Origin of the sequence: Alteromonas gracilis (assembly GCF_002993325.1) — a bacterium.
GTDB lineage: Bacteria > Pseudomonadota > Gammaproteobacteria > Enterobacterales > Alteromonadaceae > Alteromonas > Alteromonas gracilis.
In genome coordinates this window covers 59,554-78,291 of record NZ_PVNO01000003.1, presented here as the reverse complement: position 1 = coordinate 78,291, position 18,738 = coordinate 59,554, and the positions used below count along the sequence as shown (strand labels likewise).

Annotated in this window: 14 protein-coding genes; 11 read left to right on the top strand and 3 right to left on the bottom strand. The window is 44.8% G+C overall.

Annotated elements, in window-relative coordinates; genetic code table 11:
• The first annotated feature begins 2 nt into the window (after positions 1–2).
• Positions 3–647, top strand: a complete 645-nt coding sequence (locus C6Y39_RS02385; protein WP_105929735.1) for a bifunctional 4-hydroxy-2-oxoglutarate aldolase/2-dehydro-3-deoxy-phosphogluconate aldolase — start codon at positions 3–5, stop codon at positions 645–647.
• Positions 648–754: 107 nt separating this feature from the next.
• On the opposite strand, the gene C6Y39_RS02380 is transcribed toward C6Y39_RS02385, so the two are convergent.
• Together C6Y39_RS02380 and gap are read right to left on the bottom strand one after the other, a co-directional pair.
• Complete coding sequence (locus C6Y39_RS02380; protein WP_105929734.1) at positions 755–1,606, bottom strand: D-hexose-6-phosphate mutarotase; 852 nt, start codon at positions 1,604–1,606, stop codon at positions 755–757.
• A 186-nt stretch (positions 1,607–1,792) separates the two neighbouring features.
• A complete protein-coding gene (gene gap / locus C6Y39_RS02375; protein ID WP_105929733.1) occupies positions 1,793–2,788 on the bottom strand; it encodes a type I glyceraldehyde-3-phosphate dehydrogenase in 996 nt (331 codons plus the stop codon).
• A gap of 235 nt (positions 2,789–3,023) precedes the next feature.
• On the opposite strand from gap, the gene malQ reads away from it, so the two are divergent.
• The 5 genes from malQ (at position 3,024) to msrB (ending at position 12,076) form a co-directional block, all read left to right on the top strand.
• Complete coding sequence (malQ, locus tag C6Y39_RS02370) at positions 3,024–5,222, top strand: 4-alpha-glucanotransferase (protein WP_105929732.1); 2,199 nt, start codon at positions 3,024–3,026, stop codon at positions 5,220–5,222.
• Between the two features lie 176 nt (positions 5,223–5,398).
• Entirely contained in the window at positions 5,399–7,582 is a 2,184-nt protein-coding gene (glgB, locus tag C6Y39_RS02365) for a 1,4-alpha-glucan branching protein GlgB (RefSeq protein WP_105929731.1), read from the top strand.
• 31 nt (positions 7,583–7,613) lie between these two features.
• The gene (gene glgX / locus C6Y39_RS02360; RefSeq protein ID WP_105929730.1) at positions 7,614–9,701 is read left to right on the top strand and encodes a glycogen debranching protein GlgX; all 2,088 of its coding nucleotides are present in this window, start codon (positions 7,614–7,616) and stop codon (positions 9,699–9,701) included.
• A gap of 279 nt (positions 9,702–9,980) precedes the next feature.
• A complete protein-coding gene (gene gndA / locus C6Y39_RS02355) occupies positions 9,981–11,534 on the top strand; it encodes an NADP-dependent phosphogluconate dehydrogenase (RefSeq protein ID WP_105929729.1) in 1,554 nt (517 codons plus the stop codon).
• 113 nt (positions 11,535–11,647) lie between these two features.
• Positions 11,648–12,076: a peptide-methionine (R)-S-oxide reductase MsrB gene (msrB, locus tag C6Y39_RS02350; protein WP_105929728.1), complete on the top strand. Its 429-nt coding sequence runs from the start codon at positions 11,648–11,650 to the stop codon at positions 12,074–12,076.
• A 160-nt stretch (positions 12,077–12,236) separates the two neighbouring features.
• On the opposite strand, the gene C6Y39_RS02345 is transcribed toward msrB, so the two are convergent.
• Positions 12,237–13,121 carry a DUF2989 domain-containing protein gene (locus C6Y39_RS02345; protein WP_105929727.1) on the bottom strand — a complete coding sequence of 295 codons (885 nt, stop codon included), beginning with the start codon at positions 13,119–13,121 and terminating at the stop codon, positions 12,237–12,239.
• Between the two features lie 192 nt (positions 13,122–13,313).
• On the opposite strand from C6Y39_RS02345, the gene C6Y39_RS02340 reads away from it, so the two are divergent.
• The 5 genes from C6Y39_RS02340 to C6Y39_RS02320 all read left to right on the top strand — a co-directional run bounded on the left by C6Y39_RS02340 (position 13,314) and on the right by C6Y39_RS02320 (position 18,710).
• The gene (locus C6Y39_RS02340; RefSeq protein ID WP_105929726.1) at positions 13,314–14,759 is read left to right on the top strand and encodes a glyceraldehyde-3-phosphate dehydrogenase; all 1,446 of its coding nucleotides are present in this window, start codon (positions 13,314–13,316) and stop codon (positions 14,757–14,759) included.
• Positions 14,760–14,935: 176 nt separating this feature from the next.
• Positions 14,936–16,075 (top strand): M14 family metallopeptidase, encoded by a 1,140-nt coding sequence (locus tag C6Y39_RS02335; RefSeq protein WP_105929725.1) that lies wholly within the window; start codon positions 14,936–14,938, stop codon positions 16,073–16,075.
• Positions 16,076–16,183: 108 nt separating this feature from the next.
• Complete coding sequence (locus C6Y39_RS02330; protein WP_105929724.1) at positions 16,184–17,842, top strand: alanine/glycine:cation symporter family protein; 1,659 nt, start codon at positions 16,184–16,186, stop codon at positions 17,840–17,842.
• A 247-nt stretch (positions 17,843–18,089) separates the two neighbouring features.
• On the top strand, positions 18,090–18,416 hold the full coding sequence (locus C6Y39_RS02325) for a zinc ribbon domain-containing protein (RefSeq protein WP_014949837.1): 327 nt from the start codon (positions 18,090–18,092) through the stop codon (positions 18,414–18,416).
• Positions 18,417–18,710 carry a YeaC family protein gene (locus tag C6Y39_RS02320; RefSeq protein ID WP_105929723.1) on the top strand — a complete coding sequence of 98 codons (294 nt, stop codon included), beginning with the start codon at positions 18,417–18,419 and terminating at the stop codon, positions 18,708–18,710.
• The last annotated feature ends 28 nt before the right edge of the window (positions 18,711–18,738 follow it).

Here is an 18,738-nt window from a genome sequence, read left to right as displayed (position 1 = left end):
TTATGACAACCAAATGGAAAACCTCTCCAGAGGAAATTTTTGCAGCCGGTCCAGTGGTACCTGTACTGGTTATCAACGACGTGGAAAAAGCCGTTCCTCTGGCAAAAGCGCTAATGGAAGGCGGGATCAAGGTATTAGAAGTGACCTTGCGTACGCCAGCGGCAATTGACGTGATCAAGCGTATTGCAGAGGAAGTACCTGATTCACTTATCGGAGCAGGCACGGTAACCAATGCGCAGCAGCTTAAAGCGGTAATTGAAGCAGGGGCTAAGTTTGCCATCAGTCCAGGCATGACTGCTGACCTACTTAAAGCAGGTATGGATGCAGATATTCCGCTTATCCCTGGCATTTCTTCTACGTCTGACCTGATGAAAGGCAAGGATGCAGGCTACACCCACATGAAGTTCTTCCCTGCAGAAGCGTCAGGCGGTGTTAAAGCTATCAAGTCTATTAGTGGTCCTTTCCCTGATGTGACGTTCTGCCCAACAGGCGGTATTGGTCCAAACAACTACAACGACTACCTAGCACTTAACAACGTTAAATGTGTAGGTGGTTCATGGCTTGCCCCTGACGACGCAATTGAGTCAGGTGATTGGGCGCGTATTACCCAGCTTGCTAAAGAAGCTGTTGCAGGCGCAAAGCAGTAAAAGCAAAACGCTTTTAAATATAAAAAAACCTGCCACTGTGCAGGTTTTTTATATTTGCTGATAAAAAGCACTTTGAGGCGCTAGATATCAACACATTGCTAAATGTACTATCTAGGAATGATAGTTTGCTTGAGTGCATGGCTTTCACCAGGGGCTAACGTTTGACCTTGTGTTAAAGATGTCTCTACGCATAGCATATGTTTATAGCCGAAGGGATCCATATCTGAAATAGAGGCCGCACCCTGCCACGGGTTCCATATCACAAGCGAATCATTACCTTCAGAAACAACTTCGGTAAATGTACTGCCGTCCACTTCGATTTCAGCGGTTTTAATCGGGGCAACATGTATTCGGTCTGTTTCACCAGTAATCGTATATGGCACAGGTGTAGATTTTAAGGCCCAATCATCTAGCTTATCTTTGTATTGGCCTTCAATACCGTTTATCTGCGTATGTTGGATGTGATCTACTTGAAAGTAAGTATGTAATGCGCAATTGAACTCGAATGGTACTACACCTGTATTTTCTGTAACGAGCAAGACTTCTAGCGCTTCACCGACGGCAATTTTCATAATAACGCTGCAGTCGTTTTCGAACCCTTCTGCACGGGTAAAGCTTGGAGAAAGGGTTATCGTTGTTCCCTTGTCTGTATCCTCTGAATTAACCAGCTTCCACACTTGTGTTCTTAAAAAACCATGAGAGGGGAGTGCACCCTTCTCGCGGCCGTGATCGTCGCTAAACCAAGGCCAGCATACTGGAATACCGCCACGAATAGGACGTTCGCCATTTAAATAGGCGTGAGGACTTACCCAGAGTCGTTCTCGTTCGTCGACTTTTGGAATATAAGAAAGAATATGGCCGCCAAATAGGCTTATACGTGCTGAAGCGAACGAATTACTCACATCTAAAAAGGTGAGTCCATTAGACTCGCTAACGGTAACTGAATTAACAGGCGGCATAAGCCCTCCTTGGACAAATAAGAGAACAAAAAAGATAAGCGACGGGAAAACATGTATCGCTAGAACATCGTGTTAATAGAAAGCGTCACTTTCAAAAACAAAAAAGGTGCAAACGCATTGTTTACACCTTTAGATTAACTCAACTTATACAAAATTAGTTTAACTATTTTTGCAAAATTTGGTTTTTTACTTTGATATGTGAGCCACAAGGTCAAGAACTTTGTTTGAGTAGCCCCATTCGTTATCGTACCAAGATACCAGTTTAACGAATGTATCAGTTAATGCGATACCTGCCGTGGCGTCAAAAACAGATGTGCGAGCGTCGCCAACGAAATCATTAGAAACAACAGCATCTTCGGTGTAACCCATGATACCTTTTAAATCGCCTTCAGAGGCTTCTTTCATGGCAGCGCAGATTTCAGCGTAGCTTGCAGGCTTTGCCAAGTTAACAGTAAGATCTACAACTGAAACGTTTGGTGTAGGCACACGGAAAGCCATGCCCGTAAGTTTGCCGTTTAGTTCCGGAATTACTTTACCTACAGCTTTCGCTGCACCCGTTGACGATGGAATGATGTTTTGGCCAGCACCACGACCGCCGCGCCAATCTTTCATAGATGGGCCATCTACAGTTTTCTGTGTAGCCGTTGTCGCGTGAACGGTTGTCATTAGACCATCAACAATGCCAAACTTGTCATTAAGTACTTTAGCAAGTGGCGCTAAACAGTTAGTAGTACACGACGCGTTCGATACGATGGTTTCGCCCGCGTAGCTGTCTTGGTTAACACCCATAACAAACATAGGCGTATCATCTTTTGAAGGCGCAGACATAACAACCTTTTTAGCACCTGCTTCGATGTGTTTAGCCGCCGTTTCTTTTGTTAGGAATAGACCGGTAGATTCAACAACAACGTCAACGTCTACTTCATTCCACTTAAGTGCTGCTGGATCTCTTTCTGAAGTGATACGAATAGTTTTACCGTTTACTACTAGGTTGTTGTTATCAACCGTAACTTCACCGTCGAATAAACCGTGAGTCGAGTCGTACTTCAGAAGATAAGCAATGTAATCTGTGTCTAGCAAGTCGTTAATAGCTACAACTTCGATGTCGTTGCGCTCTGCTGCTGCACGCATTACTAGGCGACCAATACGGCCAAAACCATTGATACCGATGCGAATTGTCATAACGTACCCCGATTGTTTAAATAAAATGAAAATAAATTACGTAAAGTATGGATCAAAATGCCATAATTAGCAAAATAAAAAGCAAAAGTGTTGCAAAATTACGAATTAATACTTTTGCAATCGTATTCAGATATCGTCGAGCTCATGTTTCTAGAATAATGTTAAAAAATTGTATGCGACGCGTTCGCTTTTTTCAGATACTGCGTCTCTCACCGAATAACAGGAATGACAAACCATGACACAACAACTTCTGCAACAACTGGTTGAAATGCGGGGCATCGAAACCCAATATGTCGACGCATGGGGAAAACCTGCAACCATCGCAGAATCAAGCAAAGCCAAGTTGCTCAACACACTTGGTTATGACACTAGTAGTGACGAAAAAATTCAGTCACAAATAACACAAGACGTTAAATCGGTATGGTTGTCGCCGCTTAACCCTGTTCAGGTTGTTCGCAATACCGAAGAAATTATCGTTGCAGTTCGTCTTCCTATCGAATTGGTCAACGACGAACATACCCTTACCATCACTTGCGAAAACGGTGAGGTTAAAGCGCACACATTTATCCCTGTTGATCAAGAAATGACGACAATGGCTCACATCGACGAAGTCGAGTTTCATGAGTACGTTGTAACAGTACCTTTGGATTTACCATTGGGTTATCACGATGTGGTATTAAGTGCTGACAACGATGAATTCGCGCGATCCCGTATTATCGTTGCGCCAGAAGCGTGCTACACGCCAAGTGAAATCAAAGAAGGCAAGAAAATTTGGGGCTTAAGCGTTCAACTTTATTGCGTGCGTAGTGAAAAGAACTGGGGTATTGGTGACTTTTCTGACCTTTCATTACTCATAGAAAAAGCAGCAGGTGTTGGTGCGGATTTTATTGGCCTCAATCCAATTCATGCTTTATATCCCGCTAATCCAAATGCGTGCTCGCCATACGGGCCAAGTTCTCGTCGTTGGTTGAATTATTTATACATTGATGTAACTGCCATTGAAGGTTACGACGATGCGTCCGTACAAAGCCTAGTAAATAGTGATGATTTTAAAGCGACTCTTGAACATGCTCGCAATGTGGAACACGTGGATTATGAAGCAGTCGCCCATCTGAAATTAGCTGCACTTAAAGCTGTTTTTGAGGTGTACAACGCAAAATATCTATGTAAAAACACTAAACAAAATAAAGCGTTTAAAGCGTTTGTTGAAGCTGGCGGTGAAAGCTTAGATATGTTGGCGGTATACGATGCGCTGCAGTCGCACTTAAAAGCTGATGGTAAAGAGAGCTGGGGCTGGCCAGTATTTCCTCAGGAATTCAAAGATTATCACAACCCTGCCGTGGCTAAATTTAAGCGCGCGAACGAGCAAGAAGTGAAATTCTATTTGTTTCTGCAGTGGATTGCGGCACAGCAGCTTGAACTAGCAAGCAGCAAAGCAACCGACGCAGGCATGACCATTGGTCTTTATCGCGATTTAGCCGTCGGCGTTAGTGAAGGCAGTGCTGAAATTTGGGGTAACAAAGACCTCTACTGCACTAACGCGAGCGTGGGGGCGCCACCCGATATTTTAGGTCCATTGGGTCAAAATTGGGGCTTACCACCTATGGATCCGCGTAAACTTTACGAACAGGGCTATCAGCCAATCATCGACTTATTTGCTTCGAACATGGCGTCTTCGGGCTCACTGCGTATTGACCACGTGATGGCGCTACTGCGTTTGTGGTGGGTTGTTAAAGGCGATAACGCAAAAGATGGCGGATACGTGTATTACCCGGTAGATGACCTCTTAGGCATACTTGCACTAGAAAGTCACCGCAACGAGAGCCTGGTCATTGGTGAAGATTTAGGTACGGTGCCAGAGGAAATTCGCAGTAAGCTTGCAGATAACGGCGTGTATTCTTATCGTGTGTTTTTCTTTGAACAAGCTGAAGACGGTGGTTTCTTCTCACCAAGCCATTATCCTGTTCAGTCTATGTCCACATTAACTACTCACGATATGCCAACGCTAATTGGTTACTGGCACTGTTTAGACCTTGAACTAGGCAAAGATATCGGTCTTTATCCTACGGATGAAATTCTGCAGACCTTGTATGCAGACCGCCATGAAAATAAGCAGGAAATTCTAAATACCCTGCACGGCCATGGTTCAATTGGTGACAACGTGGGTCACGATGTTAATTTCACAGGTATGAACCGAGAACTTAACAACGGGATGCAAGTTCATATGGCAGGTGGGTCTAGCGCGCTCTTGAGTCTTCAGTTAGAAGACTGGTTAGAGATGGATAAGCCGGTCAATATTCCGGGTACGTTTAACGAATATCCTAACTGGCGCAGAAAACTCACCGAGAATATTGAATCGATGTTCGAAAGACATGATATAAATGATTTAGCGTCTAAACTTACTCAAGCACGAAAGCAAGCGAGCCAAGGGTAGGGCGTGTGTCCCTAATCATCATTATCGAAGAAACGGTAATTGATGGTTGCCTAGGTTACTTAATCGAGTAAGATAAAGTGCCATAACGGTGCTTTCGACAGGGCTTGAACGCAATAAGGCGCACTCAAGCCCTCAATTCAACCCGCTGAAATGCGGGTTTTTAATAGGAGTAGCGAATGCAATTAGCGCAGCAGTTTGAACAGGTATTATGTTCTCAGCCCTTTTCCCAACTTGGAATAATAACAAATAGTAATGAGTCGAAACTTCGAGTATGGCGCCCTAATGCTCAAGGAATCACCATTCAATGGGAAAATTCTGCGCTTGAAGATTTAACGCTCTCATCAAAAGATGGTTTGTTTGAGGCGTCGCTACCAAAAGGTTATGACGGTGAAGTTTATCGGGTTATCACTCAAGGCTCACAAGATAAAAAAGGCAATATCGACCCCTATCAGTTCAAGGAGCAGGCCTATCATGCAGTCCACTATATTGATAGCGCACCGGAAAATTTATACAAGCAAGCTGGCGCACAGCTTATATCCCTCACTACAGGCAGCGGAAACGAAATTAGCGGTGTAAGATTTTGTGTTTTTGCGCCTAACGCCAGCACCGTTTCCCTCATCGGAGATTTCAATCAGTGGGATGGGCGTATGCACCCCATGGAAAAGACGTCAATGGGTTATTGGGTGCTTTTTGTACCAGAACTGACTGAGGGCGAACGTTACAAGTACCATATCAAAGACGCCCACGGGCACGACTTACCACATAAAGCTGACCCGCTGGGCTTCAGTGCCGAACAGTATCCATCGCACGCTTCAAAAATCTTCAACCACGATACCTATGAGTGGAACGACCGAGTTTGGATGGAACAGCGCGGTAAAAATAAGTACCAAAGCCCCATGAGTATTTATGAGGTACATTTAGGCTCGTGGAAACGCCCGGACGATGCGTCTGGTGCTCGCTACCTGACTTATCGTGAGCTTGCTGAAGATTTGGTTGCTTATGTTAGTGACATGGGCTACACCCACGTCGAACTTCTCCCTATTTCTGAGTTTCCGTTTGATGGTTCATGGGGGTATCAGCCCGTAGGTATGTTTGCACCCACCAGTCGTTTCGGTAACCCGGATGACTTTAAATATTTCGTTGATAAATGCCACCAAGCTGGAATTGGCGTCATTATCGATTGGGTCCCCGCTCATTTCCCTGAAGATGGACATGGTTTAGCCCGATTCGATGGTTCTTGCGTTTATGAATACGAGGACCCACGCAAAGGCTGGCACCCAGACTGGAACTCATGCATTTATGATTTCGGTAAAGATACTGTTCGCCAGTTCCTAGTGGCAAATGCGCTATTTTGGTTAGATAAATTCCACGTGGACGGACTGCGTGTTGATGCCGTAGCTTCAATGCTATATCTCGATTACTCGCGCAATGACGGCGAGTGGATCCCGAACGTGGACGGTGGTAACGAAAACTATGAAGCCATCAGTTTGCTTAAGTGGATGAACGAGGAAGTATATAAACACTACCCAGACGCCATGACGATTGCCGAAGAATCGACGTCGTTTCCCAAGGTTTCTCGCCCTGTATTCGATGGCGGCCTAGGTTTCGGTTTTAAGTGGAATATGGGTTGGATGCACGATTCTTTACATTACATTGCTAAAGACCCCGCATATCGCAATTATCACCATGGTGATATCACGTTCAGTATGGTGTATGCGTTTGATGAAAACTTTGTACTGCCTATTTCACACGATGAAGTTGTGCACGGAAAGGGCAGTATGCTGCATAAGATGCCGGGGGATGAATGGCAGCAGGCAGCAAATTTACGCTGTTACGCCGGTTTTATGTATGGCCACCCTGGTAAGAAGCTAAATTTCATGGGGAACGAGCTCGCGCAGGCCCGTGAATGGAATCATGACAGCAGTCTTGACTGGCATCTTCTAGATTACGACAAGCACAAGGGTGTTCAGACCCTCAACAAGGCGCTTAATCATCTTTATACGTCGACGCCTGCGTTGTATGAACAAGATCACAATCCCGCCGGTTTCGCTTGGTTAGACCACGGTAATGCCGACCAGAGCGTTGTGTCATTTGTACGAACATCTAAAGACGCAAAACAAAAGGTCTATGTTGTATCTAACTTCACTCCTGTACCGCGTAAGCATTTCAGGATAGGTGTTGATGAGGCGTGTTCGTTATCATTGGCTTTGAATACGGATGCCAGCGAATTCTGGGGAAGCAATTATGAAGTGGTTTCTGAAGTTGATACGCAAAACACTCCATGGAATGATCGACCCTATTCTGTGGAGGTAACGTTACCGCCCCTGTCTACTGTGTTTTATATTACCAACTTAGACTAAACCGTTAAGCTAATAGTACATTGAGAACGTTGTGAACGAGATACAAACAACCGCGCTAATTGAAATAAATGCAATAGGCCAGCCGTATCCATTAGGCGCATCTATTACAAAAGAAGGATGTAATTTCGCGGTATATGCACCAGACGCGAAAGCGGTAATATTGTGTTTTTTCAATAGCGATACAGAAGAGGCGATAAGCGAGCATCCGTTGCCGGAAAAAACAGGCGAGGTTTGGCATGGTCATTTCAGCGGCGTTAGTGCAGGGCAGTACTATGGATATCGTGTTGAGCGGGGTGAGGGCGGTTTGCACTCAGTGCCCACTGACAAATTACTTATCGATCCTTACGCAAAGAAATTAAGCCGTGCGATAAAGTGGGATGCGCGACGTTACAAGCATGACTCTCAGTTTATGATCCCAAAGTGTATTGTTATAGACGATAGCTCTTACGCTGTTAGCCATGCAAGTTCCCCTGTTATTCCAAAACACAAGCGTGTTGTTTATGAAGCCCACGTCAAAGGGCTCACCAAGCTTCACCCCGATGTACCGAAAGAGCATAGAGGCAAATTTATAGGGGCGGCGCATCCAAGCGTAATTAACCATTTAAAGGCGCTGGGTATCACTACGGTGCAGTTTATGCCTTTGTGCTCATTCATGCCCGAACCGTTTATTACAGATAAGGGCCTGACGAATTATTGGGGTTATAACCCGGTTAATTTTTTCGCGCCAGAGCCTCGCTACGGTGTGGCAGACGCCTTGGCCGAGCTTAAAGCAATGGTCGATGCGTACCACAGTGCTGGCCTTGAGGTAATTGTCGACGTGGTATTTAATCATACGGCAGAAGCAGGAGAGGGTGGCCCGATATTATCGTATAAAGGATTTTGCCCCTATCAAGCGTACTTATTGGAGCAAACAAAAACCGGTGAGCTTGTCTATTCGAATCATTCAGGTTGTGGTAACACCGTAAACACCGCTCAACCATTTATGATGGGCCTTATTTTAGATGCGATGCGTCACTGGGTCTCGGTTATTGGAGTTGATGGTTTTCGGTTTGACTTAGCTGTTTGTTTGGGAAGAGAACCGCAGCATTATAATAAAAAGTCCGGTTTGCTGCGGGCAATCAGCGCCGATCCTATTCTAAGAGATAAAGTATTACTTGCCGAACCCTGGGACATTGGACCTGGCGGTTATCAGGTTGGCAACTTCCCGTCGCCTTGGCTTGAGGTTAACGATAAGTATAGAGACACAGTGCGAGCATTTTGGCGCGGTGACGATGGCGTAACAGCTGATTTCGCAACGCGACTTATGGGCTCCAGAGATATATTTCACAAAGGGCGTCGACATATCAGTACATCGGTGAATAACGTAACCTATCACGATGGATTTACCCTTCATGATATGGTGACTTACGCCGAGCGTCATAATCTTGATAACTTGGAAGATAACAGAGATGGTCACGGTCACAACCTCTCGGCTAATTATGGTGTAGAGGGCGAAACCAACGATGAATCGATTATCACCATGCGAGAGCGCCAGAAACGAAACCTCTTTGCAACCTTGATTTTTTCACAAGGTACGCCCCATATTCTTGGTGGCGATGAGCTAAGCCGAACCCAAAATGGAAACAATAACGCTTACTGCCAGGATAACCCTATAAGCTGGCTGAACTGGGAGATGAATAAACGCAAACAGGACTTTCTGAGTTTTTGTCAATACGTTATTCGTCTGCGTCAATCGTCTTCCCTGTTAAGCGAGTTAAAGCTTCATGATGATGCTTTTACCTTGTCGCGAAATGTAAAAGAAATAAACTGGTACAAACCCGATGGTTCAGACAAAGCGTCTGAAGACTGGAATACGCAACACAACAAGGCCTTTGGCGTTGAAATCAAGGGGTGTGCGTTAGGAGAGCAAAAGCCTGAACATTGGTTTTTATGCGTTAACGCCAGTGAAAATGACGTGCGCTTCCATCTACCGTCTGTGCTTCCAAAAGGGGGATGGACTATGCACCTAGATACCAGATACAGTTCGCTGGAAGAACAACCGTCAATATGCATCCAAAAGGTGTTTTTACAAGCCAGTAAATCACTCACGCTGTTTAGCTTTGCCCAGTTTACTGGGTAGAGCGCAACTGATTTCCCGTTGATGTGCGTTAAGAATAATCTCTCCCTATACTATAGAGCGTTGAAGCGACTAAGACTTTACCTTTGTTGGGATTTCATACAGCATAGGGTTGTAAGCTGAAGCTCAGGGTTAAAATCTCCGACCAATTAGCCTTTAATGCCTGTTTATGTTTACTGGTGGTGGTATTTACACCAGTGCAGACGAAATTACGATGTTTGACTGTTCATTATTGTTTCAGGTGGTATCATGCGCAGCCATCTGAAATGTGAGGGTGTTCCTATGCAAAAGAAAGGTGGTAATTCGCACGAAGACAAGTCGTGTGATATTGGTTTTATCGGTTTAGGGGTAATGGGTAGTAACCTGACCATGAACCTTGTGGACCATGGCTATCGCGTCGCGTGCTTCGATTTAGACCAAAACAAAGTTGAGTCTATTTTAGCTAAAGACGAGAGCGAACGCGCCGAAAATACTGAGCCTCGTGTTGAAGGCTGTAGTTCATACACCGAGCTTTTGAGTAAATTAAAAGCCCCTCATTTAATTATCATCTCTGTGCCTGCGGGCGACCCAGTTGATCATGTATGTAATCATCTGATTGATGCGGGTATTCATGCTGACGATATCGTTGTAGATACAGGTAACAGCTTGTGGACTGACTCTGTAGCCCGCGAAGAGCAGTATAAAGGGAAATTTATTTTCTTCTCTACTGCAGTGTCTGGCGGTGAAGTCGGTGCGCGCTTTGGCCCGTCTTTAATGCCTTCCGGCAACCCATATGCATGGACACGTATCGAGCCTGTGCTCAAAGCCATTGCTGCGAAAGTAGACCCTGAAACTGGTAAGCCACTAGAAAGTCATACGCCGGGTCAACCAGTGTTAAAAGGCGAACCATGCGCAACTTATATAGGTCCCGTTGGAGCGGGTCACTACGTGAAAATGGTGCACAACGGTATAGAGTACGCCGACATGCAGCTTATTTGCGAAACCTATCATGTGATGCGCGAGGCGCTTCATATGGCGCCTGCTGAAATAGCAGAAGTATTTCGCAAGTGGAACCAAGGCAAGCTTAATAGCTATTTGATGGAAATCAGTGCCGAAGTATTAGAGCAAATGGATCCAGAAACCAGTCAGCCGCTTGTTGATGTTATTTTAGACAGGGCAGGCCAGAAAGGAACGGGTCTGTGGACCGCTGTAAGCGCATTGCAGGTAGGTAGCCCGGCGCAAACTATTACATCAGCAGTATTCGCACGCAGTATATCTAGCCTTAAAGATGAGCGAGTGGCAGCTAGTAAAGTACTCACAGGTCCAGATGCGCCAACGTTTAGCGATGAAGAAAAAATGTCTATCGTTAACAAGCTAGAGCAAGCGCTCTACTGCTCGAAAATCTGTGCTTATGCTCAAGGTTTCCAGCTGATGGCTATGGCGGGTAAAGAACACGGTTGGACGTTAGAGTTTGGCGAAATCGCAAAAATTTGGCGTGCAGGATGTATTATTCGCGCGGTATTTTTACAGTCGATTTCTAAGGCTTACGAAAACAACGAAGATCTTGCAAACTTGTTGATGGACCCGTTCTTTTCCGAACAAATCACTCAATTCCAAGCTGATTGGCGAGAATCTATCGCCCAAGCAACCCTCGCAGGGGTTCCTTGTCCTGCAATGATGTCAGCATTGAGTTATTACGATTCTTATCGCACAGCGGTATTACCTGCTAACCTGTTGCAAGGCCAGCGCGATTATTTCGGCGCGCACACTTATCAGCGTGTTGATAAACCAGCAGGTAAGAAGTACCACATCGAGTGGAGTGATCCAGCAAGGCCGCAAACTGCTATCAAAAGATAGTTGATAACATTCAACGCTATCGCTCTATGAGCCCTGTCATTAATGAGTGAGCGTTTTTAAGAAAAAGGTGTATTTGTTGTCAAATACGCCTTTTTTGTTTTAGGAGGTAAGCGATGTCGACAGATAATAATGAAGGTGTATCCAAAACAGAAAAAGATTGGAAAACAGATTTAAGTGAACAGGAATACTATGTGTGTCGTGAAGCGGGGACTGAGCGGCCCTTCACAGGGGTTCTGCTAGATGAGCAGCGAGATGGTTTGTATTTATGTAAGTGCTGTGAAGCCCCCTTATTTCCTTCAGATACCAAATTCGATGCCGGTTGTGGTTGGCCATCTTTTTATAAGCAGCTCGATGATGGCAATGTGGATTACAGAGAAGATTTAACTCACGGTATGCGAAGGGTTGAGATTTTTTGTAAGCAGTGTGGTTCCCACCTGGGGCACGTTTTTCCTGATGGGCCTGCGCCAACGGGGCAGCGCTATTGTGTAAACTCACTGTCTATGACATTTAAGGGCGAAGACAACGTTAAAGTGCGAGGCTGATATTGCAGTTTCACAACGTCGCTAGAGGAGATTAAGGTAAACATCTGATTAAAAATTGACCTTGTGTTTGACCTTCAATTTTAAAATTAAAAAAAACCGCCCATAAATGGCGGTTTTTTTAATTATTTACCGATAAAATTGTGTAACTAAGTTTCAAAAATCAGAGCTTATCTAGCCTAAGCGCGTTCGCATCGAAGGTTGCGCTTTTAAGGCTGCTAACGACTTCATCGATGATAGCGTCCAGTATTTCAGTAGGAAGTGCGTGTTGTTGCCCCAATTGAACTCGCTGAGTTTCATCAAGTCTCTCATCGAAGGCTTCAGCGACGCCGTACCAAACATAAGCACGACGATAATTGTCTATATCCATGCCTATAGAAGCGAGTGAATAAAAAACACTAACATCAATATCATCACTGTCGGTGTATAAGCTTAATGCGCGATAAAGGGTTTCTGTGGTGCGCTTCAAATCGGTTTTTATCTGAACTGAGGCAAGAGATACCAGTAAAGCGGGATCGGTAACCCGATTGCTTGCCGCGTAGCGCTCAAAGCGATGAAAAGCATCTTTGTCATTGAAACGAGTCCAGTGATAGTAGGAGAGGTAGGGGTCTAATGAGTCTTTAGTTTCTCTACTAAGCCGTTTAATTTCACGTTGAGCGGTGATCACGCCCTTAAGTCGGGTGGCTTCTTTTCCTTTGCGCTTTATGTGCTCAATGTGTTGCACTTCTTCTACACACGTTAAGTATTCTTCGAAATTCAAAAGAAGTGGGTATTTATATGCGTCATCTTTCGAGTCTTGGTTGTAGTAGCGAAGGCGAATAATTTCGGCTCGCTCGGCGCGACAGCGTGCGTCTAAACTTAAGTCCAGACAAATTTCGCTGTGCGACTCGCAAATTTCACTGATGGTGGGTTCGAAGAGATCGCCACAGCCGCCGAGGGCGAATAGTGAGACTAGCCCTAATGTCGAAGGTCGTATTTTTGTTGGAAACTTACCAAACAAATTCTTCGTTGTATGAGTTTTCATGGTGGTTTTGAAACTTATCAACAATTTGGTCTTCCTTGCTTGTTTATTTAAGATACTGCTCGTCACCGTCAGACGAAAACTCACCTAGTGTACCCTAAAAATAATAAAAAGCTGACGCGTAATTAAGAATTGTTGAACGTCTATGCCCTCTATTTTATGGCAGCAAATAGACATCAACGACAACACCGTTAATTTAATTTCGATGAAGGCAGAAGCATGAATCAACAGTTTGAGCAGGAATTACAAAGCAGCTGGCAAGAGCGTCAGGAATACGCAGAAATGATGTTGCCCCTTATTGGTAAGCTTTACCGCAATAAGGCAGTTGAAATTTCAGTTTACGGACGTTCATTATTAAATGCCAGTGCGATAGACGTTATCAAAGCGCATCGCAAAGTGCGACTGCACGAAGGTATCAAGTTACGCCTTCGAGAAAGTTTCCCTATTTTAGAAGCGCTAAGCAATATGAAACTGGCGCCTGCCCAAATCGATATCGGCAAACTAGCCTTCGATTTTCACTTCGGTTCTGCGGTTGATAACAGCGACCTTACGGCCTACCTCAACGAAAAACTAAACGACGTTGCCAATAAAGAGGACGATCAGAAGCCTCAAGACGTTGTACTTTATGGTTTTGGTCGTATTGGTCGCTTACTTGCACGCTTACTTATTGAGCGCCAGGGTAAAAATAACAAATTGCGTCTACGAGCCATTGTGGTCCGAGGTGGACGAGACGGCGACTTAGAAAAGCGTGCAAGCTTGTTGCGCCGCGATTCAGTACATGGTCCTTTCAACGGCAGCATTACGGTTGACCACGAACGCAATGCGCTTAAAGCGAATGGCTCGTACATCCAAGTGATATATGCCAATAGCCCTGATGAGGTGGATTACACCCAATATGGTATAGATAACGCCATCATCGTTGATAACACGGGTATTTGGCGTGATCGCGATGGTCTTGGTCTTCACCTAAAGGCGAAAGGCGCAGCTAAAGCTATTCTTACTGCTCCTGGCAAAGGTGACATTAAAAACATCGTACACGGTGTGAACGACGAAGAAGTAACGCCAGAAGATACAATTGTTTCTGCTGCTAGCTGTACGACCAATGCCATCACACCAGTGCTTAAAGCGCTAGATGAAGAATACGGCATTGAAAATGGCCATGTTGAAACGGTTCACTCGTATACTAACGACCAAAACCTGATCGATAACTACCACAAAGGCGACCGTCGCGGACGAAGTGCACCGCTTAACATGGTAATTACCGAAACTGGTGCGGCGAAAGCGGTTGCTAAGGCATATCCGAAATTAGCGGGTAAACTCACTGGTAACGCTATCCGTGTACCTACGCCGAATGTGTCTTTAGCTATTTTGAACTTGAATCTTAAAACGTCAGTAGATCGCATTGCAGTAAACGAATTCCTTCGTGATACCGCACTGTTCTCAAAGCTTCAGCATCAAATTGACTACACAGCAAGTAAAGAGATTGTATCTACAGACTTAGTTGGCTCTCGCGCTGCGTCAGTAGTGGATTCTCAGGCAACCATTGCCGCAGACAACCGCTTAACGCTTTATGTATGGTACGACAACGAGTTTGGTTACAGCTGTCAGGTATTGCGCGTAGTTCGCGATATGGCAGGGCTAAGCTTTCCTACATTGCCGCTTTAAGTAATTTTTTATAAAGCTGAGCTTTAAACTGTATAAAAAACCGACCCAAGTGGTCGGTTTTTTGATGGTGTAAACATTTTGTATACTTTCGACAGTACAAAAGCCGCTGAGTGCGTGGAATTTGTGTTTATGTCTATGCTAAATTAGCGCTCAAATAACGAGGAAAACGACAGTCTATGCATATTTCCAGTCAATTCGACAGCGGTAACATCGAAGTAGTTAGCGCACAATCACCAGACGATATTCGTCTTACCATTCCCAACGATAATCAATCTGAATTTGCTCAGTGGTTTCATTTTCGTTTAGTGGGCGAAACCTTTGTAACGCACACAATGACCATCGGTAACTTGGCAAAGTCAGCATATCCAGAAGGTTGGAAAGGATATAACGTTCTAGCGTCTTACGATCGTCAAACGTGGTTTCGCATTCCTAGCGAATTTGACGGTGACAACCTTACGTTTTCACTAACGTTAGAACAGCCTAGCGTTTACTTTGCGTATTTCATTCCGTACAGCTATGAACGCCATCTCGATCTTGTGCACGATGCGCAAATGTCATTGTTGTGTGAGCACAAATTCTTAGGCCTTACCCTAGATGGCCGTGATATGTCTTTGCTGGTAATCGGTGAAGAAACGCCAGAGAAGAAAAAGGTATGGATAACAGCCCGCCAACACCCTGGCGAAACGATGGCCGAGTGGTGCGCAGAGGGCATTATATATCGTTTACTTGACGAGCAAGATGGTTTGGCGCGACAGTTGCTTGATAACGCCGTGTTCTACATTGTACCAAACATGAACCCAGACGGCAGCGCACGAGGCCATCTGCGTACCAACGCTGTAGGCACCAACCTCAATCGCGAGTGGGCAACTCCCTCGCAAGAAAAAAGCCCAGAAGTACTTTACGTACTTAACGCGATGAGTGAAATTGGTGTGGACATGTATCTTGATTTGCACGGTGATGAGGCATTGCCGTACAACTTTGTAGCAGGAAGTGAAGGCAACCCAAGCTACAACGATACTATTAAAATGCTTGAAAATACGTTTAAAGATGCGCTATTGAATGCAACGCCTGAGTTTCAGGATGAATTTGGTTACGACAAAGACGAGCCAGGTAAGGCTAATTTAACCGTTGCGTCAAATGCGGTGGGTGAGAAATTCAAATGTATGGCATACACAGTGGAAATGCCATTTAAAGACAACGCTAATGTGCCGGACGACATTTATGGATGGTCGGTACAGCGCAGCCGTCAATTAGGTGAAGATTTGCTTATTGGCGTGAACGCGGTTGTTAAAAAGCTAAAAGCATCAGATAAATAGAATAAAAATAGGAAGCGAAAGTTTCCGCAATAAAGGCCTCGACAAAAAGAGGCCTTTTAATTAATAAAACAAAACAACAATTAAACATAATAAAAAAGGGGAATAACGTTGGAAGGGTTATATGGTTTTCTAACTATGCTCGATGGATTCTTAGGGGGCGCGTTTTGGTTTCCTTATGTGCTGTTAGGTGTAGGTCTTTTCTTCACGGTTTATCTTAAGTTTCCGCAAATTCGTTTTTTTAAACACGCTTGGCAGGTTGTTACCGGCAAGTTTGACAAAGAAAGCGACCCTGGTGATACCACCCACTTTCGCGCTTTAACTACCGCTCTCTCAGGTACTGTAGGGACAGGTAATATCTCAGGTGTGGCGTTTGCTATTTTCTTAGGTGGTCCAGCGGCATTATTCTGGATGTGGGTTACCGCTTTTTTGGGTATGACCACCAAGTTCGTTGAAGTAACCCTGTCGCATAAGTACCGTGTTAAAACCGAAGACGGCACAATGGCTGGTGGCCCAATGTATTACATGGACCGCCGTCTAAACATGAAATGGCTAGCGGTGGCCTTTGCTATCGCCACGGTAGTAAGTTCATTTGGTACCGGCAACCTTCCTCAAAGTAACGGTATTGCACAAAGTATTGAAGCCACTTTTGGTTTTGAGCCTTGGTTAGTAGGAAGTGTATTGGGTATTCTTCTCGCCTTGGTTATTCTTGGTGGTATTCAGCGAATAGCGGCTTTCACCGCGCGCGTTGTTCCCGTAATGGCAGTTATCTACCTAATTGGTGCACTTGCTGTTATTTTCGCGAACCTTGAAAATATTGGCCCTTCGTTTGCCGCTGTAATTGGTGATGCGTTTACCGGTTCAGCCGCTGCAGGTGGTTTCTTGGGGGCGTCGTTAGCTTACGCATTTAACCGTGGTGTTAACCGTGGCCTGTTCTCGAACGAAGCTGGGCAGGGGTCTGCACCTATTGCTCACGCAGCAGCAAAAACGAAAGAGCCCGCATCAGAAGGTATGGTTTCTCTGCTTGAACCTTTCATCGACACCATTTTAATCTGTACCGTTACGGGTTTGGTTATTCTCTCTTCAGGTGTGTGGAAAGAAAAGCACGAAAACGTGTTCGATCGTTCCGATATGTATTTCGTGGCAGGAAAATACGACGATACCAACCAAGCTGATGTCGATAAATTATATGGCTATCTAAACGAGATTGAAGGTAACGTAGTTGAACCTTACACTGGGTCGATTACAGTTGTTAACGGCACTGCGGTAAGCGATGGCTTTACGCTTCTTAACGCTCGCTCGATTGCGGAAGACGTGAAGTATTCTGTTGGTAGTGAAGACTTGTTTACCGGTACACTTAAAATTGTGGACGGTAAACCAGTTAAAGAGAATTTAGAAGTTAGCGGAAAGTCGCTGGTTCACTCTGCAGCGCTAACGACGATTGCATTTACACGGGGCTTTTTCGGCGATGCTGGCCAGTATATCGTTTCTATTGGTTTAATGCTGTTTGCGTTCTCCACTGCTATTGCTTGGTCTTATTACGGTGACCGCGCCATGACCTATCTTTTAGGGCCGCGCTCTGTTATGCCGTATCGTGTAATTTACGTTGCTGGTTTTGTTTGGGCAGCGTTCTCTGATACCACATTAGTATGGGCACTGTCAGCCGTGGCTATCGTAGTAATGACCTTGCCTAACCTGTTTGGAATTATGCTGCTTTGCAAAGAAATGAAGGAGACCGTAAACGACTACTGGTCTCGCCATAAAAAGTAGAAATAACAGGTTCATAAAAGACACCATTGTCTGAAGTTTGTACAGAAAATAGGTGAGTAAAATTGTGCGCCGGTGTACTTTGTTAAAAGTGTATACCCCGCGCATTTTTTGTTTTGGGAAGTCATGGTTTATCCTCAGAATCGACTTCATTGTTGTGCCTAACTTCAGTATGATAGCCGTCCGCGTAAAATACTGGTGCAAATAGCATGAGTATTCTCATTTCGCACTCAATCATTAGGAGCAACATATGGCATTAGTTGACTGTCCTTCATGCAACAAGAAAACGTCTGACAAAGCGAAGACGTGCCCTCATTGCGATTTCAAAATCGGTGACGCGACTTCAGAAGATATAGAGCGCAAACAAAGCTTACAAAGATTTAAAAAGCTGGCGAGTATCCAGAACCAGTCTCTTCTTGCTATGCTAATCTTCGTTGCGAGCTTTGGCTTCATGTATTGGGGCGGAACCCGTCCGGGTGATTTGCAACATAATTTGGCTATTTTGGGCGCAGTGGTTGGCTTTGTATGGTACTTAGTAAATCGTGCGCGAATTGTTTATATAAAGCGTTTTTCCTAAATGAATATTGAAGCACTACTAGCTAGTATGACGCCAGAAATTTATGAGCGTCTCCGCCAGGCAGTTGAAACCGGCAAATGGCCTGATGGCACACCTTTGAATAATGAGCAAAGAGAAAGCTCGATGCAGGCCGTGATGCTTTACCAAGCCAAAATTGAAAAGTCCTCAGAGCATATGACTGTAGGCGAGAACGGCGAAATTGTTCACAAAAGCAAAGCCGATTTTAAACGCTCATTACGTAGTGAGCAGGATGATAAAAATACAATAGCGCGGTTCAAACAGGATGATATTTAGTCGTATATTTACGCCTTCGCACCAAAGC

Excerpts from the sequence above, each read along its gene's own strand:
- msrB (WP_105929728.1), top strand. The coding sequence starts at position 11,648 with ATGTCGACAGATAATAATGAAGGTGTATCCAAAACAGAAAAAGATTGG.
- gap (WP_105929733.1), bottom strand. The coding sequence starts at position 2,788 with ATGACAATTCGCATCGGTATCAATGGTTTTGGCCGTATTGGTCGCCTA.
- gndA (WP_105929729.1), top strand. The coding sequence starts at position 9,981 with ATGCAAAAGAAAGGTGGTAATTCGCACGAAGACAAGTCGTGTGATATT.
- C6Y39_RS02320 (WP_105929723.1), top strand. The coding sequence starts at position 18,417 with ATGAATATTGAAGCACTACTAGCTAGTATGACGCCAGAAATTTATGAG.
- C6Y39_RS02385 (WP_105929735.1), top strand. The coding sequence starts at position 3 with ATGACAACCAAATGGAAAACCTCTCCAGAGGAAATTTTTGCAGCCGGT.
- C6Y39_RS02325 (WP_014949837.1), top strand. The coding sequence starts at position 18,090 with ATGGCATTAGTTGACTGTCCTTCATGCAACAAGAAAACGTCTGACAAA.
- malQ (WP_105929732.1), top strand. The coding sequence starts at position 3,024 with ATGACACAACAACTTCTGCAACAACTGGTTGAAATGCGGGGCATCGAA.
- C6Y39_RS02335 (WP_105929725.1), top strand. The coding sequence starts at position 14,936 with ATGCATATTTCCAGTCAATTCGACAGCGGTAACATCGAAGTAGTTAGC.
- glgB (WP_105929731.1), top strand. The coding sequence starts at position 5,399 with ATGCAATTAGCGCAGCAGTTTGAACAGGTATTATGTTCTCAGCCCTTT.
- C6Y39_RS02340 (WP_105929726.1), top strand. The coding sequence starts at position 13,314 with ATGAATCAACAGTTTGAGCAGGAATTACAAAGCAGCTGGCAAGAGCGT.
- C6Y39_RS02380 (WP_105929734.1), bottom strand. The coding sequence starts at position 1,606 with ATGCCGCCTGTTAATTCAGTTACCGTTAGCGAGTCTAATGGACTCACC.